The following is a 19,888-nucleotide window of genomic DNA, read 5'->3' on the forward strand; positions in this document are numbered from 1 at the left end:
GCGCTACTTCGCCGAGACGATGTTGTTCCAGAAGGCGCGCAGGCTCTCGTCGACGCCGAACAGCGAGCTGAAGATCGTGGTGTCGGCGAAGATCACGTCACCGGCGCGGTCACCGCCGGGTGGCATCCACAGGAACATGTTGAACTCGGTGTTCCCGGCCTCGGTGAACGGGTGGGGCCTGGACATGTCGATCGGCTGCCTGCCCAGCACGTGGATGGCGCTCGGGTCGTCGGTGGTCACGGCGTAATGAGGCAGGTGCTTGTGGAAGTTGAAGCTGGACACCCCTTCCAGCCAGCCCTTGGTGTCCAGGTCCCTGACGATGGACAGCGGGGCGCTCCTGTTCCCGTCCGTCACCGCGGGACGGAGCCCGTACCGGTTCTCGACGGGTATCCCCAGCCCTGCCATCAGCGATCGGGTGTACCTGCCGAAGCGTTGCTGGCGGGGCACCAGCGCGTCGCCGTGGTGGTGGTATTCCATGTCGCGCACCACCATGTCGTTCGACGCGCCGACGTCGTGATGCGGTCCCAGTGCCAGGCAGGTTCCCTCGCGGGAGAGGAAGTCGCGCACCGCCTCGATCTCCGCGGGTGTGGCGTCCTGGCCGGTGATCATGTGGTCCAGTCCCCACACGAACAGGGTGTCGGTGTCCGCAAGGACCCGCTCGTCCAGTGGAGTGTGGAATCCGGCCTGGTCGACGCGCTGGTACACGGGTACGACGTGCCCGCTGGTCTCCTCGACGAACTGCTGGAAGGGCAGCCATCCCCAGAAGAACAGCTCCAGCCCGCCCGCGATGCCTTGCTGGAACCGCAGCGGATCCGACCATTTCGGGTCCTCGTAGGCAGGCCACGTCACGCGCCGCACTTCGGTCATCGTGGAGAACCGGTTGTCCAGTTCGGCGGTGTTCCTGCCGGCCTCGGCTGGATAGCTCCATGCGACGTAGATGGTCAACCGCCGCCGGCCGGGAGTGTACTGGCGCGGCACGTGGTTCTGGTTGTAGGTGCGCGCCGTTCTCAACTCGCTCATCTCGTCTCCGCATGGCGCCGGCGGGCATCACTGCATCTGGTCGAGCATCTCCGACAGGGCGCTCTTGACCAGCAGAGCCTTCTTGATCTCGTCGGCGGTGACGTACGGGTACTCGCCGTACTCGATGAAGCTCGGGCAGTGGTGCTCGCGAACGAATCTGATGAACGCCTCCGGGTTGGTCTTCCAGTCCTCGGGGAAGCCCTCGAGGTTCTCGAAAACCGTGTTCACCCCTGATCGGGCGAACAGTGCGATGGCGTCTTCGGTGTACTTGTCGAAATCGGTGTCGAAGATTCCCTGGTACATGAAGCGGGTGTCGTCGTCGAAGAGCACCCAGCGCAGGTAGTGCAGCTTCAGAGGGGCGAGCAGGTCCGGGTCGTCCTCCAGCGCCTTGGCGAGCGTGTGTCCGTAGCCTCGGATGACCTCAGCTCGGCCGGGCTTGACGTCCGCGATGATGGTGAACCCGTAGCACGCAGGGGTCCGCGGGTAGACGGGACCGTACTTCCCCTGCTCCAGGTGGTCGGTCTCTTTCGGGATGACGACCGCCTGCGGCCTGATCTCCATACCCGTCCCTCTCCATCGTTGTACACCAAGGGGGAAACGGTGGAGCGACCTGACTGCGGCCATTATCCCATAATGCGGCGCTGTACGGCAGGCGCGTGCACGCCCAGGGGCCGGCCGCGTCCAACGGAGTGGACACGGCCGGCCGTGAGTTTCGTCGTTCAGCCGGCGCGGTCGGCCGCACCGGACTTGATGGTCTCGATGAACTCCCCGAGCTTGTCCTCGGGCAGGTTCTGGGCGAGGTCCGACTCGCTGATCATCCCGACGAGCCGCCGATCGTCGATCACCGGCAGTCGCTTGACCTTGTGCTGCATCATCTGCCGGAGCACATCATCGACGTCGGCGGTCGCCTCGACGTAGACGGGCTTGCCCTGGGCGAGCTCCGCGGCGCGGCACTCCTGCGGATCCTTGCCCTCGGCCAGGCACTTGATCACTATGTCGCGGTCGGTGATGATGCCGTGCAGCTTGTTGTCGGTGCCGCAGATCGGCAACGCTCCCACACCGAGGTCACGCATCTTGCGTGCGGCATCGATGAGGGTCTCGTTTTCGCCGATGCACTCGGCACCCACATGCATGATTTCCCGTGCCGTCGTCATCCGGGCCCTCCTCAGGTGTGTCCTTCCTTCCGTGCCGCCTACCCCATTCATCAGCGGTCATCCGCGCGTTCCAGAGATCGGCGGTGCGAACGTTCAGCTCAACGCCTTCTCCAGTTCCGTCTTGGACATGCTCGACCGGCCTCTGATGTTGCGGCGCTTGGCCTCGGCGTACAACTGATCCTTCGTGCGACCGCCCGCGCCGGAGCCGGAGCGCCGGCTGGAGGAGGTGTCCTTGGTCGAGGTGGAGCCGGCGGCGCGCGGGCTCTCGCCCAGCCCCCTACCCCTCCCCCACTCCCGGATTCGTCGTCGGCGCAGCCTCCTGTGGCCGTATTCCGGGCCTGCGCTCGCGCCCGCCGTCCCGCGCGTCCCTCGACTTGCGGCTACTAATGATGGCTGTTTTCATTTGTCTGCGACGTTGTTCATCGAGGGAGCGGCATGCGAGTACGCGGCAGTGACACTTCCAGGCTGAGACGGATCAACATGGTCACTGCCCTGCGCGCGCTGCGTGGGCACGGCGCGATCGGCCTGACCGAGCTGGCCTCGCGGGCCGGGCTGTCCAGGCCCACCGTCGAGGGGCTGGCCGAGGACCTGCTGGCCTCGGGCTGGCTGGCCGAGTCGCCGCCGGAGACCGGTCAGATGGGCAGGCCCAGGAGGCTGTTCCGCTTCCGCGCGGAGGCCGGGTACGTGCTCGGCGTGGACGTCGGCTCCTTCTCCGTGCGCGCGCTCGTGTGTGACCTGGAAGGCCACATCGTGGGCCGGTCCGTCACCCGGCTGACGTCGGAGGCGAGCCGGGTGGACAGGCTGGACGGGATCAGGAGCGCCGCCCGCGGGGCGTTGCGGGACGCCGGTCTCGAAGCCGGCCGCCTGATGGCCGCCTGCGTCGGCACCACGGGCGTGGTGACACGGGAGGGCGTGGTCAAGCTCTCCGTGGCCCTGCCCGAGTGGACGGGCGTCGACCTGGTGGCCGAGCTGGGTGACGACATCGGACCCGTGGTCCTGGTCGAGAACGACTGCAACCTCGCGGCGCTGGCCGAGCGGTGGACGGGCGTCGCGACGGGCGCGCGGGACCTGGTCTTCGTGCTGTCGGGCGTGCGTACCGGCGCCGGTCTGCTGATCCGCGGCGAACTGCACGCAGGCGGACGCGGCATGGCCGGCGAGATCGGCGCGTTGCCGCTGATCGGCTGGCATCGTGCCCCCTCACACCTGGCCGCGTTCCCCGGCCTTCCGGCGGGAACGGCCGCCGAGGAGGTGGCCGGGCTGGTCTTCGCGGCCGCCAGGCAGGGCGATCCCGCCGCGCGCTGGGCGGTCGAGCAGTACGCCCATGACCTGGCCGAGGGCATCGCCGCGCTGGTGCTGACGATGGACCCCGACCTGGTCGTGGTCGGCGGCGGCGTCTCCCGGTCGGGTGACGTCCTGCTGGAGCCGTTGCGCCGCCATCTCGACCCGCTCTGCCTGGAACCGCCGGAGCTGGCCGTCTCGACCCTGGGAGACCAGGCGGTCGTGCTCGGCGCGGTACGGCACGCCCTCGACCACGTGGACGCCCGCCTCTACGACGTGGACGCCACGCTGCCCGAGGCCCAGCCCTCCTGACGGCGGGGCGGCAGGAACCGGCCGGCGCGACGGGCACGCTGCGGACTCTTGACGGGAAGGCGCTTGCCGCCACATATTTAGCCTTGCTTCGTTAATAAGTCGGGCAGGCGCTCGACGCGCAGGAGAAGAGCGCTTCCATGTCCATGAGCCGCCGCTTCCAGGTCACCCGCCAGGCCCTCACCCTCGACGGTGAGCCGTTCCAGGTGTTGTCGGGCGCCATGCACTACTTCAGGACGCTCCCCCAGCAGTGGCCCGACCGTCTCGCCAAGCTGCGGGCGATGGGGCTGAACACGGTCGAGACGTATGTGCCGTGGAACCTGCACGAGCCCCGTCCGGGCGAGTTCACCTTCGCCGGCCTGGCCGACCTGGAGGGCTTCCTCACCGCCGCCGAGGAGGCCGGGCTGTACGCGATCGTCCGCCCCGGCCCCTACATCTGCGCGGAATGGGAGAACGGCGGCATCCCGGCCTGGCTGGAGTTCCGGCGGCGCTGCCATGACCCCCGCTGGCTGGAGCCCGTCGACCGCTGGTTCGACGAGCTGATCCCGCGGATCGCCGCGCGGCAGGTCAGCCGGGGCGGCAACGTCCTGATGGTGCAGGTCGAGAACGAGTACGGATCCTACGGCGACGACCACGTCTACCTGCGCCACCTGGCCGGGGGCCTGGTCCGCAGGGGGATCGACGTGCCGCTGTTCACCTCCGACGGGAGCTGGGACCTCATGGTCACCGGCGGCACCGTGCCGGAGATCTACGCGACGGCCAACTTCGGCGGCGACCCGGCCGGTCACTTCGCCGAATTCGCCAGGAACCGCGACGACCCCGAGTTCTGCATGGAGTTCTGGAACGGCTGGTTCGACCACTGGGGCGAGAAGCACCACGTACGCGACCCGGACGAGGTCGCCAAGCTGCTCGACGAGATGCTCAGCCGGGGCGCGTCGGTCAACCTCTACATGGCGCACGGCGGCACCAACTTCGGCTTCATGGCCGGCGCGAACGCGGGGGGCGAGCAGGCCGACGGCCGGTACGAGCCGACGGTCACCTCCTATGACTACGACGCGCCGATCTCCGAGCACGGCGAGCCGACCGCCAAGTTCTGGGCCTACCGCGAGGTCCTCGGCCGCCACACCGAGCTGCCGCCCGCGCCGTCCCGCGAGCCGGTCGCCACGCTGCCCGCCCGGGAGATCGCCTGCGAGGCCCGCCTGAGCCTGCTGGACTGCCTGGACGAGCTCTCCACGGGCACGGTGCGCAGCGCTGTTCCCCGCACGTTCGAGGAGCTCGGCCAGGCATACGGGCTGGCCGTCTACCGGGGCCACGTGCCCGGCCCCCGGCCGGAGCCGCTGCCGCTGACGGTCACCGGGCTGCACGACCGGGCCTGCGTGCTGATCGACGGCGTTCCCCGGGCGACCCTGGAGCGCGACGCCGTCACCTCGCTGCCCCTCGCCACCCCGGAGCGCGGCGTGGAGGTGACGCTGATCGTCGAAGCGATGGGCCGCGTCAACTACGGCCCGATCCAGGGCGAGAGCAAGGGCGTCACCGGCGGCGTGCGGCACGAGCGGCAGTTCGTCTTCGGCTGGGAGATCGACCCCGTCCCGCTCGACTCGATCGAGGGCCTGCCCTGGGGGCGCGAGACCAGCGCCGCCGGGCCGTCGTTCCACCGCGCGACCCTGCACGTGGAGGAGGTCAGGGACGGCTTCGTCGCCCTGCCCGGCTGGGGCAAGGGCTACGTCTGGGTCAACGGCTTCAACCTCGGCCGCTACTGGTCGCGCGGCCCGCAGGTCACCCTCTACCTGCCCTGGCCGCTGCTGCGCCGGGGCGCCAACGACCTCGTCGTGCTGGAGCTCGACGAGGCGCCCGCGCAGCCGCGGGTCGAGATCCGCGCGGCCCCCGACCTGGGAGAGCCGTGACCCTGCCCGCGGCCGTCACCACCACCCGGCTGCGCCTGGTCGTCAAGGCGGCCAACCGCACCTGGGGCAACCTGTCCGTCAACGAGATCAGGACCCGCTGACCCATCCGCGCGACGACCCCGGCGGGCCCCACGCCCGCCGGGCCCTCGGCGACCCTTGGCACGGCCGCGGACACCCGCGGATCCCGCCCTTGACAGTCTCGGGCGGCGATTAATAAAACAAGCAACGATTAATAAGTCGGCCAAGCCGGAGAGGACACTCATGGTCACACTCGCCGTCATCGGGGCGGGACTGCGCGGGCTCGGTTACGCCCGCCACGCCCTGGAGAGCGGCCGGGCCCGCGTCGTCGCGGTGGCGGAACCGGACCCGCGCCGGCGGCAGAGCCTCGCGGAGGAGCACGACATCCCGGCCGGGAGCGTCTTCGCGGACTGGCGCGACCTGCTGGCCCGCGACCGGCTGGCCGACGCGATCATCGTGGCCACCCAGGACCGCATGCACGTCGAGCCCGCCGTACGGGCCGCCGAGCTCGGCTACCACATCCTGCTGGAGAAGCCGATGGCGCCCACCGAGGCCGACGCCGCCGCCATCGCCGAGGCCGCGCAGCGGAACGGCGTGCTGCTGGCCGTCTGCCACGTCATGCGCTACACGCCCTACACCAGGACGCTCAAGGCGCTCATCGACAAGGGACGCATCGGCCAGGTGATGAACATCCAGCACCTGGAGCAGGTCGGCTGGTGGCACCAGGCGCACTCCTTCGTGCGCGGCAACTGGCGCAACGAGGCGGAGTCCGCCCCGATGCTGCTGGCCAAGGCGTGCCACGACCTGGACTGGATCATCCATCTGAAGGGCGCGTTGCCCGAGCGGATCTCCTCCTTCGGCAACCTGGTGCACTTCCGCGCCGAGCAGCGGCCCGCCGGCGCGGCCGACCGCTGCCTCGACTGCCCGATCGAGTCCGCCTGCCCCTACTCGGCCAAGCGCATCTACCTCGGCTGCCTGGGCGACCCGCTCAAGGAGTTCTGGCCGCTGTCGGCGGTCACGCACGACCACACCGAGGCCGGCGTGCTGGCCGCGCTGCGCGAGGGGCCCTACGGCCGCTGCGTCTACGCCAGCGACAACGACGTGGTCGACACGCAGGTCGTGACCATGGAGTTCGCCGACGGCACCTCCGCCACCTGCACGGTCACCGCCTTCGCCGCCCTCGAGCACCGCAAGACGCGCGTCTTCGGCACCCACGGCTCGATCGAGGGCGACGGCGTGACCTTGCGGCTGCACGACTTCCTCACCGACAAGGTGTCGGTGATCGACACCCGCGCCGACGCGGACGCCTCGGCCGCCACCGGGCACGGCGGCGGCGACGGGGCGCTGCTCGACGCGTTCGTCGCCGCGGTCGCCCACGGCGACCCCTCGCTGGTGCTGACCAGCGGCCAGGAGAGCCTCGCGACACACCGGGTGGTCTGGGCGGCCGAACGCGCCAGGCACGCCGGGACCGTCGTCCCCCTCACCCTCCCATGAAAGGCCCCCCATCATGCGTAAGTTGACGGCCGTCCTCACCGTCGGAGCCCTCGCCCTCGGCCTGGCCGCGTGCGGCAAGAAGAACAGCGAGCCGGGCACCGTCCAGGCGACGCTGGCCTACCGCTCCCTGTGGGGCGCCGACGAGCCACAAGGCAAGATCATCAAGGCGATCTTCGACGACTTCGCCCAGCAGACGGGCACCAAGGTCGACCTGAAGTTCGTCGGCCGCAAGGGCAACGAGAACCTGTCCACCGAGATGGCCGCGGGCCGCGGCCCCGACCTGTTCGACACCTCCACCGACAACCTGGCCACCTACGCCGCGCAGAACCTGGTCGCCCCTCTGGACGACGTGCTGGCCGCTCAGGTACCGGGCGAGGGCAGGACGGTCCAGGACGTCCTGCCCGAGTCGGTGCGGCAGGCCTCCTCGAACGACAAGGGCCTGGCGTTCGTCCCGCACACGGTGATCTCGACCGCCGTCTGGTTCGACGCCGCCAAGCACTCCGACCTGGCCGGCGCGCCGCCGCAGAGCTGGGAGGACTTCATCGCCTACCTCGACCGGGCGAAGAAGGACGGCCGCACCCCGATCGGCCAGGACGGCACGATCAACTTCTACAACGTGTACTGGTTCTACAGCATCCTCGTCCGGGCCAACGGCGCCGGCAGCCTCAAGGCGCTGGCCACCGACGCCGCCGCCTGGGACAAGCCCGAGGTGCTCGCGGCGGCCGAGAAGGTCGCCCAGCTCGCCAAGGGCGGCTACTTCCAGAAGGACTTCATGGCCACCAAGTTCCCCGCCGCCCAGGACGCCTGGGCGCAGGGCCGCTACGACCTGAACCTCAACGGCACCTGGCTGGCCGGCGAGACCAAGCCCAAGCTGGCCGCGGGCGCCAAGATCGCCTCCTTCCAGCTCCCGGTGGGCGGCAAGGACTCCGTCGAGGTCGGCACGCTCGGCTGGGGCGTCAACATCAAGGGCACGAACGTGGCCACCGCCAAGAAGTTCCTGGCCTTCGCGCTGCAGAAGAAGTACGTCGAGCAGATCTCCACCAGCGCGCTGAACATCCCCTCGCGGGCCGACGTGCCCGCGCCCGAGCACCTGGTGGCCGTGCAGAAGGCGGTCGCCGACGCCGCGGCCACGCACCGCACCTACGACGACGCCGCCGCCGACAAGACCTGGTGGAACGACCGGTTCCTGCCGCTGCACGACAAGCTCATCTCCGGCGCGATCGACCCCGCCGCGTTCGTCGCCGAGGGCAAGAAGACGACCGCCGACTACCTCGCGAACAAGAACTGAGCCGATGGGAGCGGGAACCCTCACCCAGGCGCCCCCCGTGGCGCCGCCGGTCAAGGCCAGGGCTCTGCGTCCGGGGCGGGAACGGGCCTTCTGGCCCTTCCTGCTCCCCGCCCTCATCGCCTACACCGCGCTGTTCGTCGCGCCCTCGCTGTTCGGGTTCTGGGTCAGCCTCAACGCCTGGGCGGGGCCGGGCTCGGAGATGACCTGGCGCGGGCTGGACAACTACCTGGCGCTGGTGGGCGACGACGCGTTCCGCACGTCGTTCGTCAACACGTTCGTGCTGGCGCTGGCCGGCGGCGGGCTGGTCTTCGGCTTCACGTTCCTGTCGATGGTGGTGCTGCGGCACATCAGGGGCCGCGCCTTCATCCGGTCCGTGATGTTCCTGCCCATGATCATCTCGATGATCGCGGTGGGCGCCGCCGTCGGCTTCCTGCTGAACCCCGACGGCGTGGTCAACACCGCGCTCGGCTGGCTCGGTCTGGACCCGCGGCCCTGGCTCGGGCCCGACCTGGTCTTCCGCTGCGTCGTCGGCGGCCTGGTCTGGTCGAGCACCGGCTTCTACGTGGCGCTGATGATGTCGGCGGCCGACTCCATCCCGGCCCACGTCTACGAGGACGCCCAGCTCATCGGGGCCACCAGGTGGGAGCAGTTCCGGCACATCACGCTGCCGCTGACCTGGGACGTCTTCGCGGTGTCCGCCGTGCTGTGGGTGGTCAACAGCCTGAAGATCTTCGAGATCGTGCTCGCGTTCACCACCGGCGGCACGCCGGGGAGCCCGCCGCTGCAGGCCAGGACGGTGGCGGTGCAGCAGTACTCCCTGGTGGCCGGGAACGGCGTGCCCCAGCTCGGCAACGCCGCCGCGATGGGCGTCGTGGTGCTGCTCGTCACCGTCGTGCTCATCGCCCTGACCCGGCGCATCACCAGGCGCGACCGAGTGGAGCTGTCATGAGACGCCTGATCGGCGACGTCCTGCTGCCGCGGGCCACCGCGATCGCCCTGTGGGCATGGGTGGCCGTCAACCTCGCGCTGGTCGTCTGGGTGGGCGCGCAGTCGCTCAAGGACTCCGGCGAGGTGTGGCTCGACCCCTTCTCGCTGCCCGCCGACCCGCACTGGGACAACTACGCCTCCGCCTGGCAGGCGGCCGAGTTCTCCGCCGCCGCGCTGAACAGCACGGTCCTGACCCTGCTCGGCTCGCTGCTCATCGTGGCGTTGTCGGCGCCCGCGGCGTACGTGCTCGCCCGCTCCAACCGGCCCGTGGCCGGCCCGCTGACCGGCTACTTCGCGATGGGCCTGAGCATCCCGCTGCAGACCCTGGTGATCCCCGTCGTGGTGATCAAGCTGTCGCTCTACACCTTCATGGAGGACTGGGTCACCGGCTGGTGGGACAACCGCATCACGCTGCTGGTCTTCCAGGTGGTGCTCTCGCTGCCGTTCGCGGTGTTCGTCCTGACCGGGTACATGCGCTCGCTGCCGCACGAGATCGAGGAGGCCGCCGAGATCGACGGCGCGGGCCCGCTGCGCTCCTTCGTCCGCATCGTGCTGCCGGTCGCCAGGCCCGGCGTGATGACCGTGCTCGTGCTGAACATCATCGGCCTGTGGAACGAGACCCTGCTCGTGCTGCTGATCTCGCCGCTGCCCGAGGAGCGCACGCTGCCCGCGGCGCTGCTCAACCTCTACAGCTCCATGCAGTACAGCTCCGACTGGGGCGGCCTGTTCGCCGGGATCGTGATCCTGATCTACCCCATGATCGTGCTCTACCTGTGGCTGGGCCGCCGCATCGTCGACGGCATGACAGCCGGAATCGGCAAATGACCCCCCGAAAGGAACAGAGTTTGCGTACGCGATTCGGGTGGGCGGGGCTCGCCCTGCTCGCCATGTTGGTGTCGCCGGCCGTACCCGCCCAGGCGGCGGCCGGCCCCGGGAAGACCTTCTACGTCGACGCCGCCTCAGGCGACGACGCTGCCTCGGGACGGAGCCCGGCCGCGGCCTGGCGGAGCCTGGACAGGGCCGGCCAGGTGCGGCTGGGCCCGGGTGACCGGCTGCTGTTCCGCGCCGGGCAGCGCTGGGTGGGTCAGCTCAGCCTGCGGGGTGCGGGCCTGCCGGGGCGTCCGGCGCTCGTCGGCTCCTACGGCGAGGGCGCCAAGCCGGTCATCGACGGGCAGGGCCAGGTGGACGCCGCCATCCGGATCAGCAACGTGCACGACTTCACCGTCGACGGCCTGGCGGCCACCAACCACAGCGCCGACACCTCCCTCTACCGCAGCGGCGTCAACCTGTTCGCCAAGGACGCGGGCCGGCTGGAGAACGTCACGCTGCGGAACCTGAACATCCATGACGTCAACGGCCAGGGCGGCCACAGCGTCGCCGCGGCCGGGCTGCTCGTCTCCATCCGCGGCAACACGACGCCGACCTACTTCCACAACCTGGTCCTGGAGCGGAACGAGATCTCCAAGATCGGCTCCTACGGCCTCATCATGTGGTCCACGTGGTCCCGTCGCAGCGGCATGACCAGCCTGTACCCCGTGGAGACCGGCATTCCCGACAGCGAGGTCGTCACCTGGACGCCCAGCACCGGCGTCCGCATCCGGGACAACTACGTGCACGACGTGACCGGCGGCGGCATCACCCCCATGCACACCGCGGGCGCCGTGATCGAGCGCAACCGGGTGGAGCGCGCCGTACGCGGCAGGACCAAGACCACCGGCGGCAACGTCGGCATCTGGTGGCAGGGCAACGACGACATCGTGGTCCAGCACAACGAGGTCTCCCACACCGGGTTCAACGGCCCGGGCAGCGACGGCCACGGTTTCGACGCCGACGCCGACAACAACCGCAGCCTCGTCCAGTACAACTACAGCCACGACAACGACGGCGGCTTCTTCCTGGCGGTCTCCTTCGCCGCCGCCCCGACCAGGGACACGGTCGTCCGGTACAACGTCAGCAGGAACGACGGCTACGAGGGCCTGGCCGCCTCGACCTCCACCACCGGCACCCACTTCCTCAACAACACGCTCTACATCACCGACCGTGCCGTCGAGGTCAAGCCGCCCTACAGCGGGGCGGGCACGTACCGCTTCGAGCGGGTCGTGCGCCTGTACAACAACGCGGCGGGCGTGGTCGTGCGCAACAACGTCTTCGTCAACCTCGCCGGTGCCGGCTTCGACAACAAGAACGGCGTCATCTACGACCACAACCTCTACTGGGGCACCGAGCAGCCGCCGACCGGCAACGACCACGCGGCGGTCGTCGCCGACCCCCGGCTGGCCGCACCCGGCCAGGACAACCCGGAGGGCTGTCGGCCGCTCGACGGCTCGCCCGCCTTCGACGCGGGCGTGAGCGTGCCGGCCGAGCACGACTACGCGGGCACCCCGATCCCCGACGGCGCCCCCGACCTCGGCGCCTTCCAGCGGGAGATCGCCCCCGCGAAGGTGAGCGCGTCCTTCGAACCCAAGGGCCACCTGCGGCGCCTGGCCGACCGTGACCCGGCGACCGCCTGGCGAAGCGTGCCCGAGCCGCGCCTGCCCGGCACCATCGACCTGACCGGGGCCACCGGACGCGCCTTCCGCACGGTCACGGTGTCGGCCGCGCACGCCGCCTCCCACGCGATCACCGAGGTCGAGGTGCAGACCCGCGACGGCGAGGACTGGGTCACCAGGGCGAGCGGGAAGCCGGCCTGGACGACCGACGACGACACCGTCGAGCAGCAGGTGATCACCCTGCCCGAGACGGTCAAGGCCGCACAGGTCCGCCTGGTCGTCAGGGCGGCGGCGGGTGGCCCGATCCAGATCAACGAGATCGCCCTCGGCGTGCCCGCGGCGAGCGAGCCGTACCGGCCGGGACCGACCGCGGTGGCGAGCACCACCTTCCCGACCTCGCCGACGAACACCGTGGACGCGCTCGTCGACGGCGATCCGAGCAGCCCTTGGGCATCGGTGAGCACCGGCGTGACCTTCCCCGGCGAGTTCGTGGTGGACTACGGCAAGGACCGGCGGATCGCCGCCGTCACCCTGCACACCGCCTGGGCGAAGGGCCAGGGCGTCACCGACGTCTCGCTCGACACTTGGGACGGAACCGCTTGGGTGCCGCAGGCGGCCCACCATCTGACGAACTGGCAGGAACTCAGCGCGAAGGTGGAGGCCAGCACCATCACCCTGCCGAGCCCGGTCATCGCGCGCAAGATCCGGCTGACCGTCCACGACGCGAACCTCCAGTGGGGCAACATCGCCCTCTACGAGATCGTCGCCTCCTGACCCACGTGCGGCCCGCGCATCGGCGCGGGCCGCACCCTTGACAGAAAGGACGGCGGCCGTTGCCCGGGCAGCCGCCGCTACGCGTGGCCACCTTCAACATCCACCACGGACGAGGTCCGGACGACCGGCTCGACCTGCGGCGCGTCGCCGACGTGATCCGTGCCGGCCGGGCCGGCATCGCCGGTCTCCAGGAGGTGGACCGGCACTGCTCGCGCCGCAGCGAGTTCGTCGACCAGGCGGCCTGGCTGGCCGCCGAACTGGGCATGGACGTGGTCTTCGGCGCCAACCTGGACCTCGACCCGCCCGCTCCCGGAGGCCCGCGCCGCCAGTACGGCACCGCGATCCTGTCCCGCTTCCCCATCCGCGATTCCGGCAACACCTTCCTGCCCAGGTTTCCCGGCAGCGAGCAGCGTGGACTGCTGCGGGCCACGATCGTCGTCCACGGCGTGCCCGTCCAGGTCTGCAACACCCACCTCCAGGACGGCGACGCGGCCGAACGGCTGGAACAGGCACGAGCCGTTCGAGCGCTGATCACCGAACGGCCGGGGCCGGTGATCCTGACCGGGGACTTCAACGCCCTGCCCGGCGCGCCTGAGATCCGCGTGCTGACCCGTTCGTTGAGGGACGCCTGGCCCCGGCAGGGCGCAGGACCGGGCCACACCTTTCCGGCCACCGGTTCCCGCATCGATTACGTGTTCATCTCGCCGGACGTCGAGGTGAGATCGGCGGCAGTCGTGCCCTGCGACGCCTCCGACCATCTACCGGTCTTCGTGGACGTGCTGCTGCCAGATCGCGTCGGGGTTCATCCGTAGGAATTTTCCTCCATATCATTCCAGGAAGAGTTCGACGACGGGCACCAGGACGTCGGGGCGTCGCACCGGCAGCTCCAGCGTGAGCGTGCCCGGCGCCTGGCCGCCCATCCGGGTGTTCTGGGCCTCCTGGTCCGGGTCGGTGCTGACGAACCTGATCTCCGAGGCGTCGTTCAGCAACTGCGCGTAGCGCACCTGGCCCGCCAGCCCCGGCAGGTGCACGTGGCGCAGCGGCCAGCTGAACAGGTGGAGGTAGAGCCGGTCGCCGCGGCGGGTGTAGCGGCAGTCGGCCGGGGCGGGATACTCCGCCGGGCCGCACCCGCGGATGGAGCGCTCGTGCAGCTCCATCCAGCCGCCGATCCCGGCCAGCAACGCGGTGGCGCGCGGGTCGATCCGCCCGCGCCCGTCAGGACCGACGTTGAGCAGCAGGTTGCCGCCCTTGGACACCCCGTCGACCAGCATCTTCACCAGCAGGTCGGCGCTCTTGTAGTCGAGGTTGTCGCGGTCGTAGCCCCAGCTGCCGTTCAGCGTCTGGCAGGCCTCCCAGGGGCGTGGCATGGGCGCGGAGGGCTGGTACTGCTCAGGGGTGACGAAGTCGCCGGGAATCCCGAGGCGGTCGTTGACGAGGATGTCAGGTTGCAGCTCGCGCACCATCGCCAGCAGTTCCTTCGAGCCCCAGTCCTCGGGGCCCTTTCCGCCCCACCATTCGCTCCGGCCGGCGTAGGAGAAGTCGAAGAAGAGATAGTCGATCGTTCCATAACGGGTCAGGAGTTCCCTGACCTGGCCATGCAGGTATTGCCGATACACCGAGATATCACGTACGGGAAGGGGACGGTCATCGCGCAGCGGATGGGTTCCGTCCACGGGGAACTGCGGGTGGTGCCAGTCGATCAGCGAATGGTAGAAACCCACCTTCAACCCTTCGGCGCGGCACGCCGCCACGAACGGTTCGACCAGGTCACGGGAGGCCTTGTAGTCCGTCAGGTCGCTGTCCCACAGACAGAATCCGTCGTGGTGCTTGGTGGTCAGCACGGCGTAACGCATGCCCGCCGCCCTGGCGGTCCGCGCCCACGCGGTGGGGTCGTACAGGTCCGGCGAGAAATGGTCGACGTAGGGCTGGTATTGCGCGTCGGTCAGTTTCTCGCGCGCCTTCACCCATTCGTGCCGGGCCGCCAGCGAGTACGGCCCCCAATGCACGAACATTCCAAAACGATCATTGACCAACCAGTTCATGAAAAATCATCCCTTGAGGGCGCCCGACGACAATCCATGGACGAACGAGCGCTGGAAGAACAGGAACACGATCACCGACGGCAGCAGCGCCAGCAACGAGGCCGCCATCACCACACCGGGCGTGACGACCGGGTCGATCCGCAGCGTGCGCAGCGCCAGCGGCAGCGTGTAGGTCGAAGAGTCGGCGGCCACCAGCATCGGCAGCAGGTACTGGTCCCAGATCATGGTGAACCCGCACACCCCGATGACGCCCAGCGCCGGACGGCACATCGGCAGGATGATCTGGGCGAAGATCCGCAGCTCCCCCGCCCCGTCGATCCGCGCCGCCTCCTCCAACTCGCGCGGCACGTCCCGCATGAACTCCGTCATGACCAGGATGGAGAACGCCCACGCGCCCACCGGCACGATGATCCCGGCCAGCGTGCCGATCAGGTTGATGTGCAGCACCGGCAGGTCCGACAGGATCAGCGACAGCGGGATCGCCAGGATCTCCTCCGGCAGCATGAGCGTGGCCAGGATCGCCACGAACACGACCGTCATGAACCTGAAGCGCTTGCGGGCCAGCGCGTAGGAGGCCAGCGTCGAGACGACCACCTGCAGCAGCAGCCCGAAACCGACCACGAAGAAGGAGTTCAGCAGGTACTTCAGCACCCCGTGGTCGACGGCGACCGCGAAGTTGTCCAGCGTCGGGCGCGAGGGCACGACGCTGAGCTGCGTCGGATCGGAGACGTGGTTGAACGCGCTGACGAGCAGCGCCAGCAGCGGCCCGGCGAACACCACCAGGACCAGCGCGTAGACGACGAGTTTGAGCAGCCGCGCCTGCGGCGTCCTGCTCTCCTTGAGCCCGAGTGCGGTCTCGCTGGCCGCGCTCATTCCCTCTCCCTCCGCCTGAGGACGGACACGACGACGGTCAGCAGCAGCGTGGCCAGGAACAGCAGCACCGCCCCCGCGGAGGCCACGCCCAGCCGGTTCTGCTCCAGGCCCAGCTTGGTGATCAGGGTCATGACGACCTCGGTCGAACCGTTCGGCCCGCCGTTGGTCAGCAGGTAGACCTCGGTGAAGACGCGCAGGCCGCGGATCGCCGCCAGGATGAAGAGGATCGAGAACACCGAGCGCAGCCCCGGCAGCGTCACGTGCAGCAGCCGCCGCCACCGCGACGCGCCGTCGACGATCGCGGCCTCGTACAGGTCCCTGTTCACCCCCGCCAGCCCGGCCAGGAAGATCATCATGTCGTACGGCGCGCCCCGCCAGATCCCGGTGGCGATGACCGACGCCATCGAGGTGTGCGGGTCGTTGATGAACCCGGACGGCCCGAGCCCGACCAGGCCGAGCAGCGAGTTCAGCATGCCGTCGCCGGTCGGGTGGTACATGATCCGCCACAGCTCGGCGATGACCGCCATCGGCACCACGACCGGCAGGAACGCCGCCGACCTGATGAAGCTCAGCCTGCGACTGCGCCCCTCCATCAGCAGCGCGAGCACCAGCCCGAGCAGCATCGAGCCCGCCGTCTGGAACACCGCGAGCAGCACGGTGTGCCAGGCGGCCTGCTGGAAGCCGTCGGAGGTGACGACCTTGACGTAGTTGTCCTGGCCCACCCACTGGTTGCCGAGGAAGGGCTGCACGTTCTGGAAGGACATCACCAGGGCGTTGCCCATCGGGATGAACTTGAAGTACAGGAACAGGACGAGCGCGGGGGCCAGGAACAGCCACGGAACCCACCAGCGCCCGCTCCGGCCGCTCACGCGCTCCTGCGTGGCCGGAGCGGCCGGAGCGGCCGGTTCGACCTTCACCGCCGTCATGACGCGGCGACGCCCTGCTCGGCCAGGATCCCGGCGAGCTTGGTGTCCAGCTTCTGCAGCTCACCCTTCAGGTCCAGGCCGCAGTCGGCGACCAGGGCGTTGACGGTGTCGGCGGTGGCCTGCCGTACGGGGGTCCAGTTGGGGATCGACGGCGGGTAGTGGCCCGAGCTCTGGTAGACGTCGGCGTAGGTCTTCCACCTGGGGTCGGGGCGGACCTGGCTGATGTCGACGGTCTTGTTGACGGGCAGTTGCACGATGTAGGCGGTGTCGCCCTCCATGCCGATCTTCTGGCCCTCGGCGGAGATGGCGTAGGAGGCGAAGGCGTCCTGGCCCGCGTTGTTGGGCGAGCCCGCCATCAGGTAGATCGCGCCGCCCTCGGCGAGCACGTCGGCGTTCTTGGCGCCCTGGGGCATGGGCACGACCTCGTACTTGTCCTTGCCGAGCGACTTGTCGTAGCGGGGCATCAGGTAGGGGCCGACGACGTACATGCCGGTCTTGCCCGACTCGAACGTCTCGTTCGTCGGCGGGGTGTCCATGGTGACGGCGCCCGGCTGGATGACCTTGTCCTTGCACGCCAGGTCGCGGAACCACTGCGTGGCCGCGATCGACTCGGGGGTGGACATGGCGGGCTTGAACCTGCCGCCGCCCGCGTCGGCGACGAAGTCACCGCCGCCCGCCCACAGGAAGTTGGAGAAGTACCAGGAGGCGTAGCCGCGTTTGGTCGACAGCGGCGCGGCCAGCCCGGAGGTGTCGTTCCGGCCGTTGCCGTCGGGGTCCTTCTCGGTGAACGCCTTGGCCAGGGCCGCCAGATCCGCCCAGCTCCGCGGCGGCTCGAGCCCCAGTTTCTCCCGCCAGTCCTTGCGGATCAGCAGCGCCGTGGCCTGCGCGGAGTACGGCACGCCGTACTGCTTGCCGTCCACGCCCTTGCCGGAGGCGAGCGCGCGCTCGGACAGGTCCTTGGCCCCGGCGAGCTTGGCGAGGTCGATCTCCCTGAGCAACCCCTGGCCCTGCATCGTTCCCAGCTGGGCGACGTCGTTCATGACGATGTCGGGCAGGTCCTTCTGGGCGGCCCGCTGCTGCATCTTCGTCTCGAAGTCGTCGAAGATCGCGGTCACCTTGACCTTGTAGCCGGTCGCCTTCTCGAACGCGGCGGCCAGCTTGAGCGTGCCCTGCTCGCCGGGCCCGCCCGGCGAGGTCCTGGTCCAGAGCTCTAGCGTAGCCTTGGCGTCCTGCTCGACGTTGGTTCCGGCTGCGCCTGACGAACATGCTGTGAGCACCACCAGGCACGCCAGCATTGTGGAGACGGTTCGCATACGTGGACGGCTCCCTCTACTTGGCAAGCGATTCCCGGAAGGTAGCGGTGGTGACGTTCCCCGGTCAATGCTCCGATGACTAAACCGTCACCGATAAAGCTGTTCCGTCATACGACACCATGTCTCCCCAGACATCCGACGAAACGAGGAAGAGATGATCAAAGCGCTGCTGGTGATGGAGGAGCTCAGGCGGGCCGACGTCTACCCCGCGCACGTCCTGGAAAGGCTGGCTGACCTGGTCGAATGGCAGGCTCCCGCGATGACGCGCGAGCAGCTGGCCGCCGATCCCCGCGTGCTGTCGGAGGTCGAGATCCTGCTGTCCGGCTGGGGCGCGCCGGTGCTCGACGCCGGGCTGCTCGGTCACGCTCCGCGCCTGCGCGCGGTGCTGGTGGCGGCGGGCTCGGTGCGCCCGCTGACCACGCCGGACTTCTGGGCGCGGGGCATCCCGATCGTCTCGGCCGCCTCGGCCAACGCGATCCCGGTGGCGGAGTTCACGCTGGCCCAGATCCTGCTGGCGCTCAAGCAGTTCCACCGGATCTCCCGCGAGATCAAGGAGTTGGGCCGCTACCCGGACGAGGTACGCGTGGCCGGGGCCTACCGGTCGCGGGTGGGGCTGCTCGGCCTGGGCGAGATCGGCCGCCTGGTCGCCTCCCACCTGCGCGCCTTCGACCTGGAGGTGGTCGCCCACGACCCGTACGCCCCCGCCGGGCTCGGCATCCCGCTCCTCCCGCTGGCCGAGCTGTTCGAGACCTGCGAGGTCGTCAGCGTGCACGCCCCACTGCTGCCGGAGACCACGGGTCTGGTCGACGGCCCGCTGGTGGCGCGGCTGCGCGCGGGCGCGACGCTGATCAACACCGCCCGCGGCGCCGTCCTCGACGAGCCGTCCGTGGTCGAGGTCCTGCGCGGGCGGCCCGACCTCACCGCGGTCCTCGACGTCACCTGGCCCGAGCCGCCGGAGCCGGGATCCCCGCTGTACGGCCTGCCCAACGCGGTCCTGACCCCGCACCTGGCCGGGGCGATGGGCGCCGAACGGGGCAGGATGGGCGAGCTGGTGCTGGCCGAGGTCGCCCGCCTGGCCGCGGGCGAACCGCTGCGGCACGCGGTGAACCCGGCGTTGGCGAGCCTGCGGGCGTGACGGCGATGGACCCGGCACTCAGGGAGCACCTGCGGCGGCTCGACCTCGACCTGCTCATGGCCGGGCACGCCGATCCCGTCCCCGCCGGCTGGGGGCGGAAGGCGCGGACCGACGGCTACAACCGGATCTACCTCATCCTCGACGGGGTGGGGTCGATCACCCTGGACGGCGTGGAGTACCTGCCGCGGCCCGGCCAGCTCTACTTCCTGCCTGCCGGGTCCGCGCTGGCCTTCTCCAGCTCGAAGGAGCGCCCGTTGCGCAAGTACTGGGCGAACTTCACCGCCACCGTGGCCGGGCGCGAGCTGGCCTCGCTGGTCGCGCTCCCCCGGGTGGTGGAGGTGGAGGATCCGCGGGCCGTACGGGAGATGTTCACCAGGCTGCTGGCGGCGGGCAGGGGCGCGACGCAGGTGACGGGGCCGCTGCGGCAGCGGGCGGTGCTCATGGAGCTGACGGCCTACCTGGTGGACCACGCGCCGCTGGGCTCGTTGCGGCCGCTCAGCCAGGGGCCGGGGCGGATCCTGGAGTACATCGACGCGCACCTGGCCGAGGTGCTGACGGTCGGGCGGCTGGCGGAGGTCTTCCACTACAACCCGACCTACTTCATCACCTACTTCGCCCAGCTCTTCGGGGTCTCCCCCAACCAGTACATCCGGCAGCTGCGGGTCGAACGGGTCAAGCAGGCGCTGATCCACACCGAGCAGAGGATCGAGGAGATCGCCGGGACGGTGGGCTGGGAGGCCGCCTACCTGTCACGGGTCTTCCGCCAGGTGACCTCGCTGACGCCCACGCAGTACCGGGCCTTGCACCGGGCCTCCTGAGGATCGTCCTAGGAGTGCCCGAGTTTTGCCCATGCCCAAGGGAATACGCTTTCCCTACGTTGCCGG

Annotated in this window: 17 protein-coding genes; 10 read left to right on the plus strand and 7 right to left on the minus strand. The window is 69.7% G+C overall.

Features of this window, described 5'->3' with window-relative positions; all coding sequences use genetic code 11:
• Positions 1–3: 3 nt before the first annotated feature.
• From ACWENQ_RS16125 to ACWENQ_RS16135, 3 genes are all read right to left on the minus strand, one after another.
• Positions 4–1,020, minus strand: a complete 1,017-nt coding sequence (locus ACWENQ_RS16125; protein ID WP_452414779.1) for a hypothetical protein — start codon at positions 1,018–1,020, stop codon at positions 4–6.
• A gap of 27 nt (positions 1,021–1,047) precedes the next feature.
• Complete coding sequence (locus ACWENQ_RS16130) at positions 1,048–1,581, minus strand: hypothetical protein (RefSeq protein ID WP_449919129.1); 534 nt, start codon at positions 1,579–1,581, stop codon at positions 1,048–1,050.
• A 158-nt stretch (positions 1,582–1,739) separates the two neighbouring features.
• Positions 1,740–2,174, minus strand: coding sequence for a CBS domain-containing protein (locus ACWENQ_RS16135; protein WP_354908285.1), 435 nt, complete (start codon positions 2,172–2,174; stop codon positions 1,740–1,742).
• A gap of 480 nt (positions 2,175–2,654) precedes the next feature.
• Between ACWENQ_RS16135 and ACWENQ_RS16140 the strand changes: the two genes are divergently transcribed.
• The 8 genes from ACWENQ_RS16140 (at position 2,655) to ACWENQ_RS16175 (ending at position 13,527) form a co-directional block, all read left to right on the plus strand.
• Positions 2,655–3,764, plus strand: coding sequence for an ROK family protein (locus ACWENQ_RS16140; RefSeq protein ID WP_452414781.1), 1,110 nt, complete (start codon positions 2,655–2,657; stop codon positions 3,762–3,764).
• A gap of 137 nt (positions 3,765–3,901) precedes the next feature.
• Complete coding sequence (locus ACWENQ_RS16145; protein WP_452414782.1) at positions 3,902–5,665, plus strand: glycoside hydrolase family 35 protein; 1,764 nt, start codon at positions 3,902–3,904, stop codon at positions 5,663–5,665.
• Between the two features lie 261 nt (positions 5,666–5,926).
• Positions 5,927–7,177 carry a Gfo/Idh/MocA family protein gene (locus tag ACWENQ_RS16150; RefSeq protein WP_452414784.1) on the plus strand — a complete coding sequence of 417 codons (1,251 nt, stop codon included), beginning with the start codon at positions 5,927–5,929 and terminating at the stop codon, positions 7,175–7,177.
• Between the two features lie 13 nt (positions 7,178–7,190).
• The gene (locus ACWENQ_RS16155) at positions 7,191–8,465 is read left to right on the plus strand and encodes an ABC transporter substrate-binding protein (protein ID WP_449919120.1); all 1,275 of its coding nucleotides are present in this window, start codon (positions 7,191–7,193) and stop codon (positions 8,463–8,465) included.
• 4 nt (positions 8,466–8,469) lie between these two features.
• Positions 8,470–9,414, plus strand: a complete 945-nt coding sequence (locus tag ACWENQ_RS16160; RefSeq protein WP_449919118.1) for a carbohydrate ABC transporter permease — start codon at positions 8,470–8,472, stop codon at positions 9,412–9,414.
• The gene (locus ACWENQ_RS16165) at positions 9,411–10,277 is read left to right on the plus strand and encodes a carbohydrate ABC transporter permease (RefSeq protein ID WP_449919116.1); all 867 of its coding nucleotides are present in this window, start codon (positions 9,411–9,413) and stop codon (positions 10,275–10,277) included. Before ACWENQ_RS16160 ends, ACWENQ_RS16165 begins: the two co-directional genes overlap by 4 nt.
• A gap of 20 nt (positions 10,278–10,297) precedes the next feature.
• Positions 10,298–12,715, plus strand: a complete 2,418-nt coding sequence (locus tag ACWENQ_RS16170) for a discoidin domain-containing protein (RefSeq protein ID WP_452414786.1) — start codon at positions 10,298–10,300, stop codon at positions 12,713–12,715.
• Positions 12,716–12,774: 59 nt separating this feature from the next.
• The gene (locus tag ACWENQ_RS16175; protein WP_452414788.1) at positions 12,775–13,527 is read left to right on the plus strand and encodes an endonuclease/exonuclease/phosphatase family protein; all 753 of its coding nucleotides are present in this window, start codon (positions 12,775–12,777) and stop codon (positions 13,525–13,527) included.
• Positions 13,528–13,542: 15 nt separating this feature from the next.
• Here the strand turns inward: ACWENQ_RS16175 and ACWENQ_RS16180 are convergent, their stop codons facing one another.
• Genes ACWENQ_RS16180 through ACWENQ_RS16195 form a run of 4 tightly spaced genes read right to left on the minus strand, consistent with a single transcriptional unit; the run spans position 13,543 to position 17,869 of the window.
• A complete protein-coding gene (locus ACWENQ_RS16180) occupies positions 13,543–14,757 on the minus strand; it encodes an alpha-L-fucosidase (protein ID WP_452414790.1) in 1,215 nt (404 codons plus the stop codon).
• Positions 14,758–14,763: 6 nt separating this feature from the next.
• Positions 14,764–15,630, minus strand: coding sequence for a carbohydrate ABC transporter permease (locus ACWENQ_RS16185; RefSeq protein WP_452414791.1), 867 nt, complete (start codon positions 15,628–15,630; stop codon positions 14,764–14,766).
• Positions 15,627–16,556 (minus strand): carbohydrate ABC transporter permease, encoded by a 930-nt coding sequence (locus ACWENQ_RS16190; protein ID WP_452414793.1) that lies wholly within the window; start codon positions 16,554–16,556, stop codon positions 15,627–15,629. Before ACWENQ_RS16190 ends, ACWENQ_RS16185 begins: the two co-directional genes overlap by 4 nt.
• Positions 16,553–17,869, minus strand: a complete 1,317-nt coding sequence (locus ACWENQ_RS16195) for a sugar ABC transporter substrate-binding protein (RefSeq protein ID WP_452414794.1) — start codon at positions 17,867–17,869, stop codon at positions 16,553–16,555. Before ACWENQ_RS16195 ends, ACWENQ_RS16190 begins: the two co-directional genes overlap by 4 nt.
• 154 nt (positions 17,870–18,023) lie before the next feature.
• On the opposite strand from ACWENQ_RS16195, the gene ACWENQ_RS16200 reads away from it, so the two are divergent.
• Together ACWENQ_RS16200 and ACWENQ_RS16205 are read left to right on the plus strand one after the other, a co-directional pair.
• Positions 18,024–19,004, plus strand: a complete 981-nt coding sequence (locus ACWENQ_RS16200; RefSeq protein WP_452414796.1) for a hydroxyacid dehydrogenase — start codon at positions 18,024–18,026, stop codon at positions 19,002–19,004.
• Between the two features lie 5 nt (positions 19,005–19,009).
• On the plus strand, positions 19,010–19,822 hold the full coding sequence (locus ACWENQ_RS16205) for an AraC family transcriptional regulator (protein WP_452415025.1): 813 nt from the start codon (positions 19,010–19,012) through the stop codon (positions 19,820–19,822).
• The last annotated feature ends 66 nt before the right edge of the window (positions 19,823–19,888 follow it).

Source organism: Nonomuraea sp. NPDC004354 (genome assembly GCF_053602555.1).

What these genes read in the sequence shown, in the direction of transcription:
- ACWENQ_RS16125 (WP_452414779.1), bottom strand. Translation starts at nt 1,020, where the DNA reads ATGAGCGAGTTGAGAACGGCGCGCACCTACAACCAGAACCACGTGCCG.
- ACWENQ_RS16130 (WP_449919129.1), bottom strand. Translation starts at nt 1,581, where the DNA reads ATGGAGATCAGGCCGCAGGCGGTCGTCATCCCGAAAGAGACCGACCAC.
- ACWENQ_RS16135 (WP_354908285.1), bottom strand. Translation starts at nt 2,174, where the DNA reads ATGACGACGGCACGGGAAATCATGCATGTGGGTGCCGAGTGCATCGGC.
- ACWENQ_RS16140 (WP_452414781.1), top strand. Translation starts at nt 2,655, where the DNA reads ATGGTCACTGCCCTGCGCGCGCTGCGTGGGCACGGCGCGATCGGCCTG.
- ACWENQ_RS16145 (WP_452414782.1), top strand. Translation starts at nt 3,902, where the DNA reads ATGTCCATGAGCCGCCGCTTCCAGGTCACCCGCCAGGCCCTCACCCTC.
- ACWENQ_RS16150 (WP_452414784.1), top strand. Translation starts at nt 5,927, where the DNA reads ATGGTCACACTCGCCGTCATCGGGGCGGGACTGCGCGGGCTCGGTTAC.
- ACWENQ_RS16155 (WP_449919120.1), top strand. Translation starts at nt 7,191, where the DNA reads ATGCGTAAGTTGACGGCCGTCCTCACCGTCGGAGCCCTCGCCCTCGGC.
- ACWENQ_RS16160 (WP_449919118.1), top strand. Translation starts at nt 8,470, where the DNA reads ATGGGAGCGGGAACCCTCACCCAGGCGCCCCCCGTGGCGCCGCCGGTC.
- ACWENQ_RS16165 (WP_449919116.1), top strand. Translation starts at nt 9,411, where the DNA reads ATGAGACGCCTGATCGGCGACGTCCTGCTGCCGCGGGCCACCGCGATC.
- ACWENQ_RS16180 (WP_452414790.1), bottom strand. Translation starts at nt 14,757, where the DNA reads ATGAACTGGTTGGTCAATGATCGTTTTGGAATGTTCGTGCATTGGGGG.
- ACWENQ_RS16185 (WP_452414791.1), bottom strand. Translation starts at nt 15,630, where the DNA reads ATGAGCGCGGCCAGCGAGACCGCACTCGGGCTCAAGGAGAGCAGGACG.
- ACWENQ_RS16190 (WP_452414793.1), bottom strand. Translation starts at nt 16,556, where the DNA reads ATGACGGCGGTGAAGGTCGAACCGGCCGCTCCGGCCGCTCCGGCCACG.
- ACWENQ_RS16195 (WP_452414794.1), bottom strand. Translation starts at nt 17,869, where the DNA reads ATGCGAACCGTCTCCACAATGCTGGCGTGCCTGGTGGTGCTCACAGCA.
- ACWENQ_RS16200 (WP_452414796.1), top strand. Translation starts at nt 18,024, where the DNA reads ATGATCAAAGCGCTGCTGGTGATGGAGGAGCTCAGGCGGGCCGACGTC.
- ACWENQ_RS16205 (WP_452415025.1), top strand. Translation starts at nt 19,010, where the DNA reads ATGGACCCGGCACTCAGGGAGCACCTGCGGCGGCTCGACCTCGACCTG.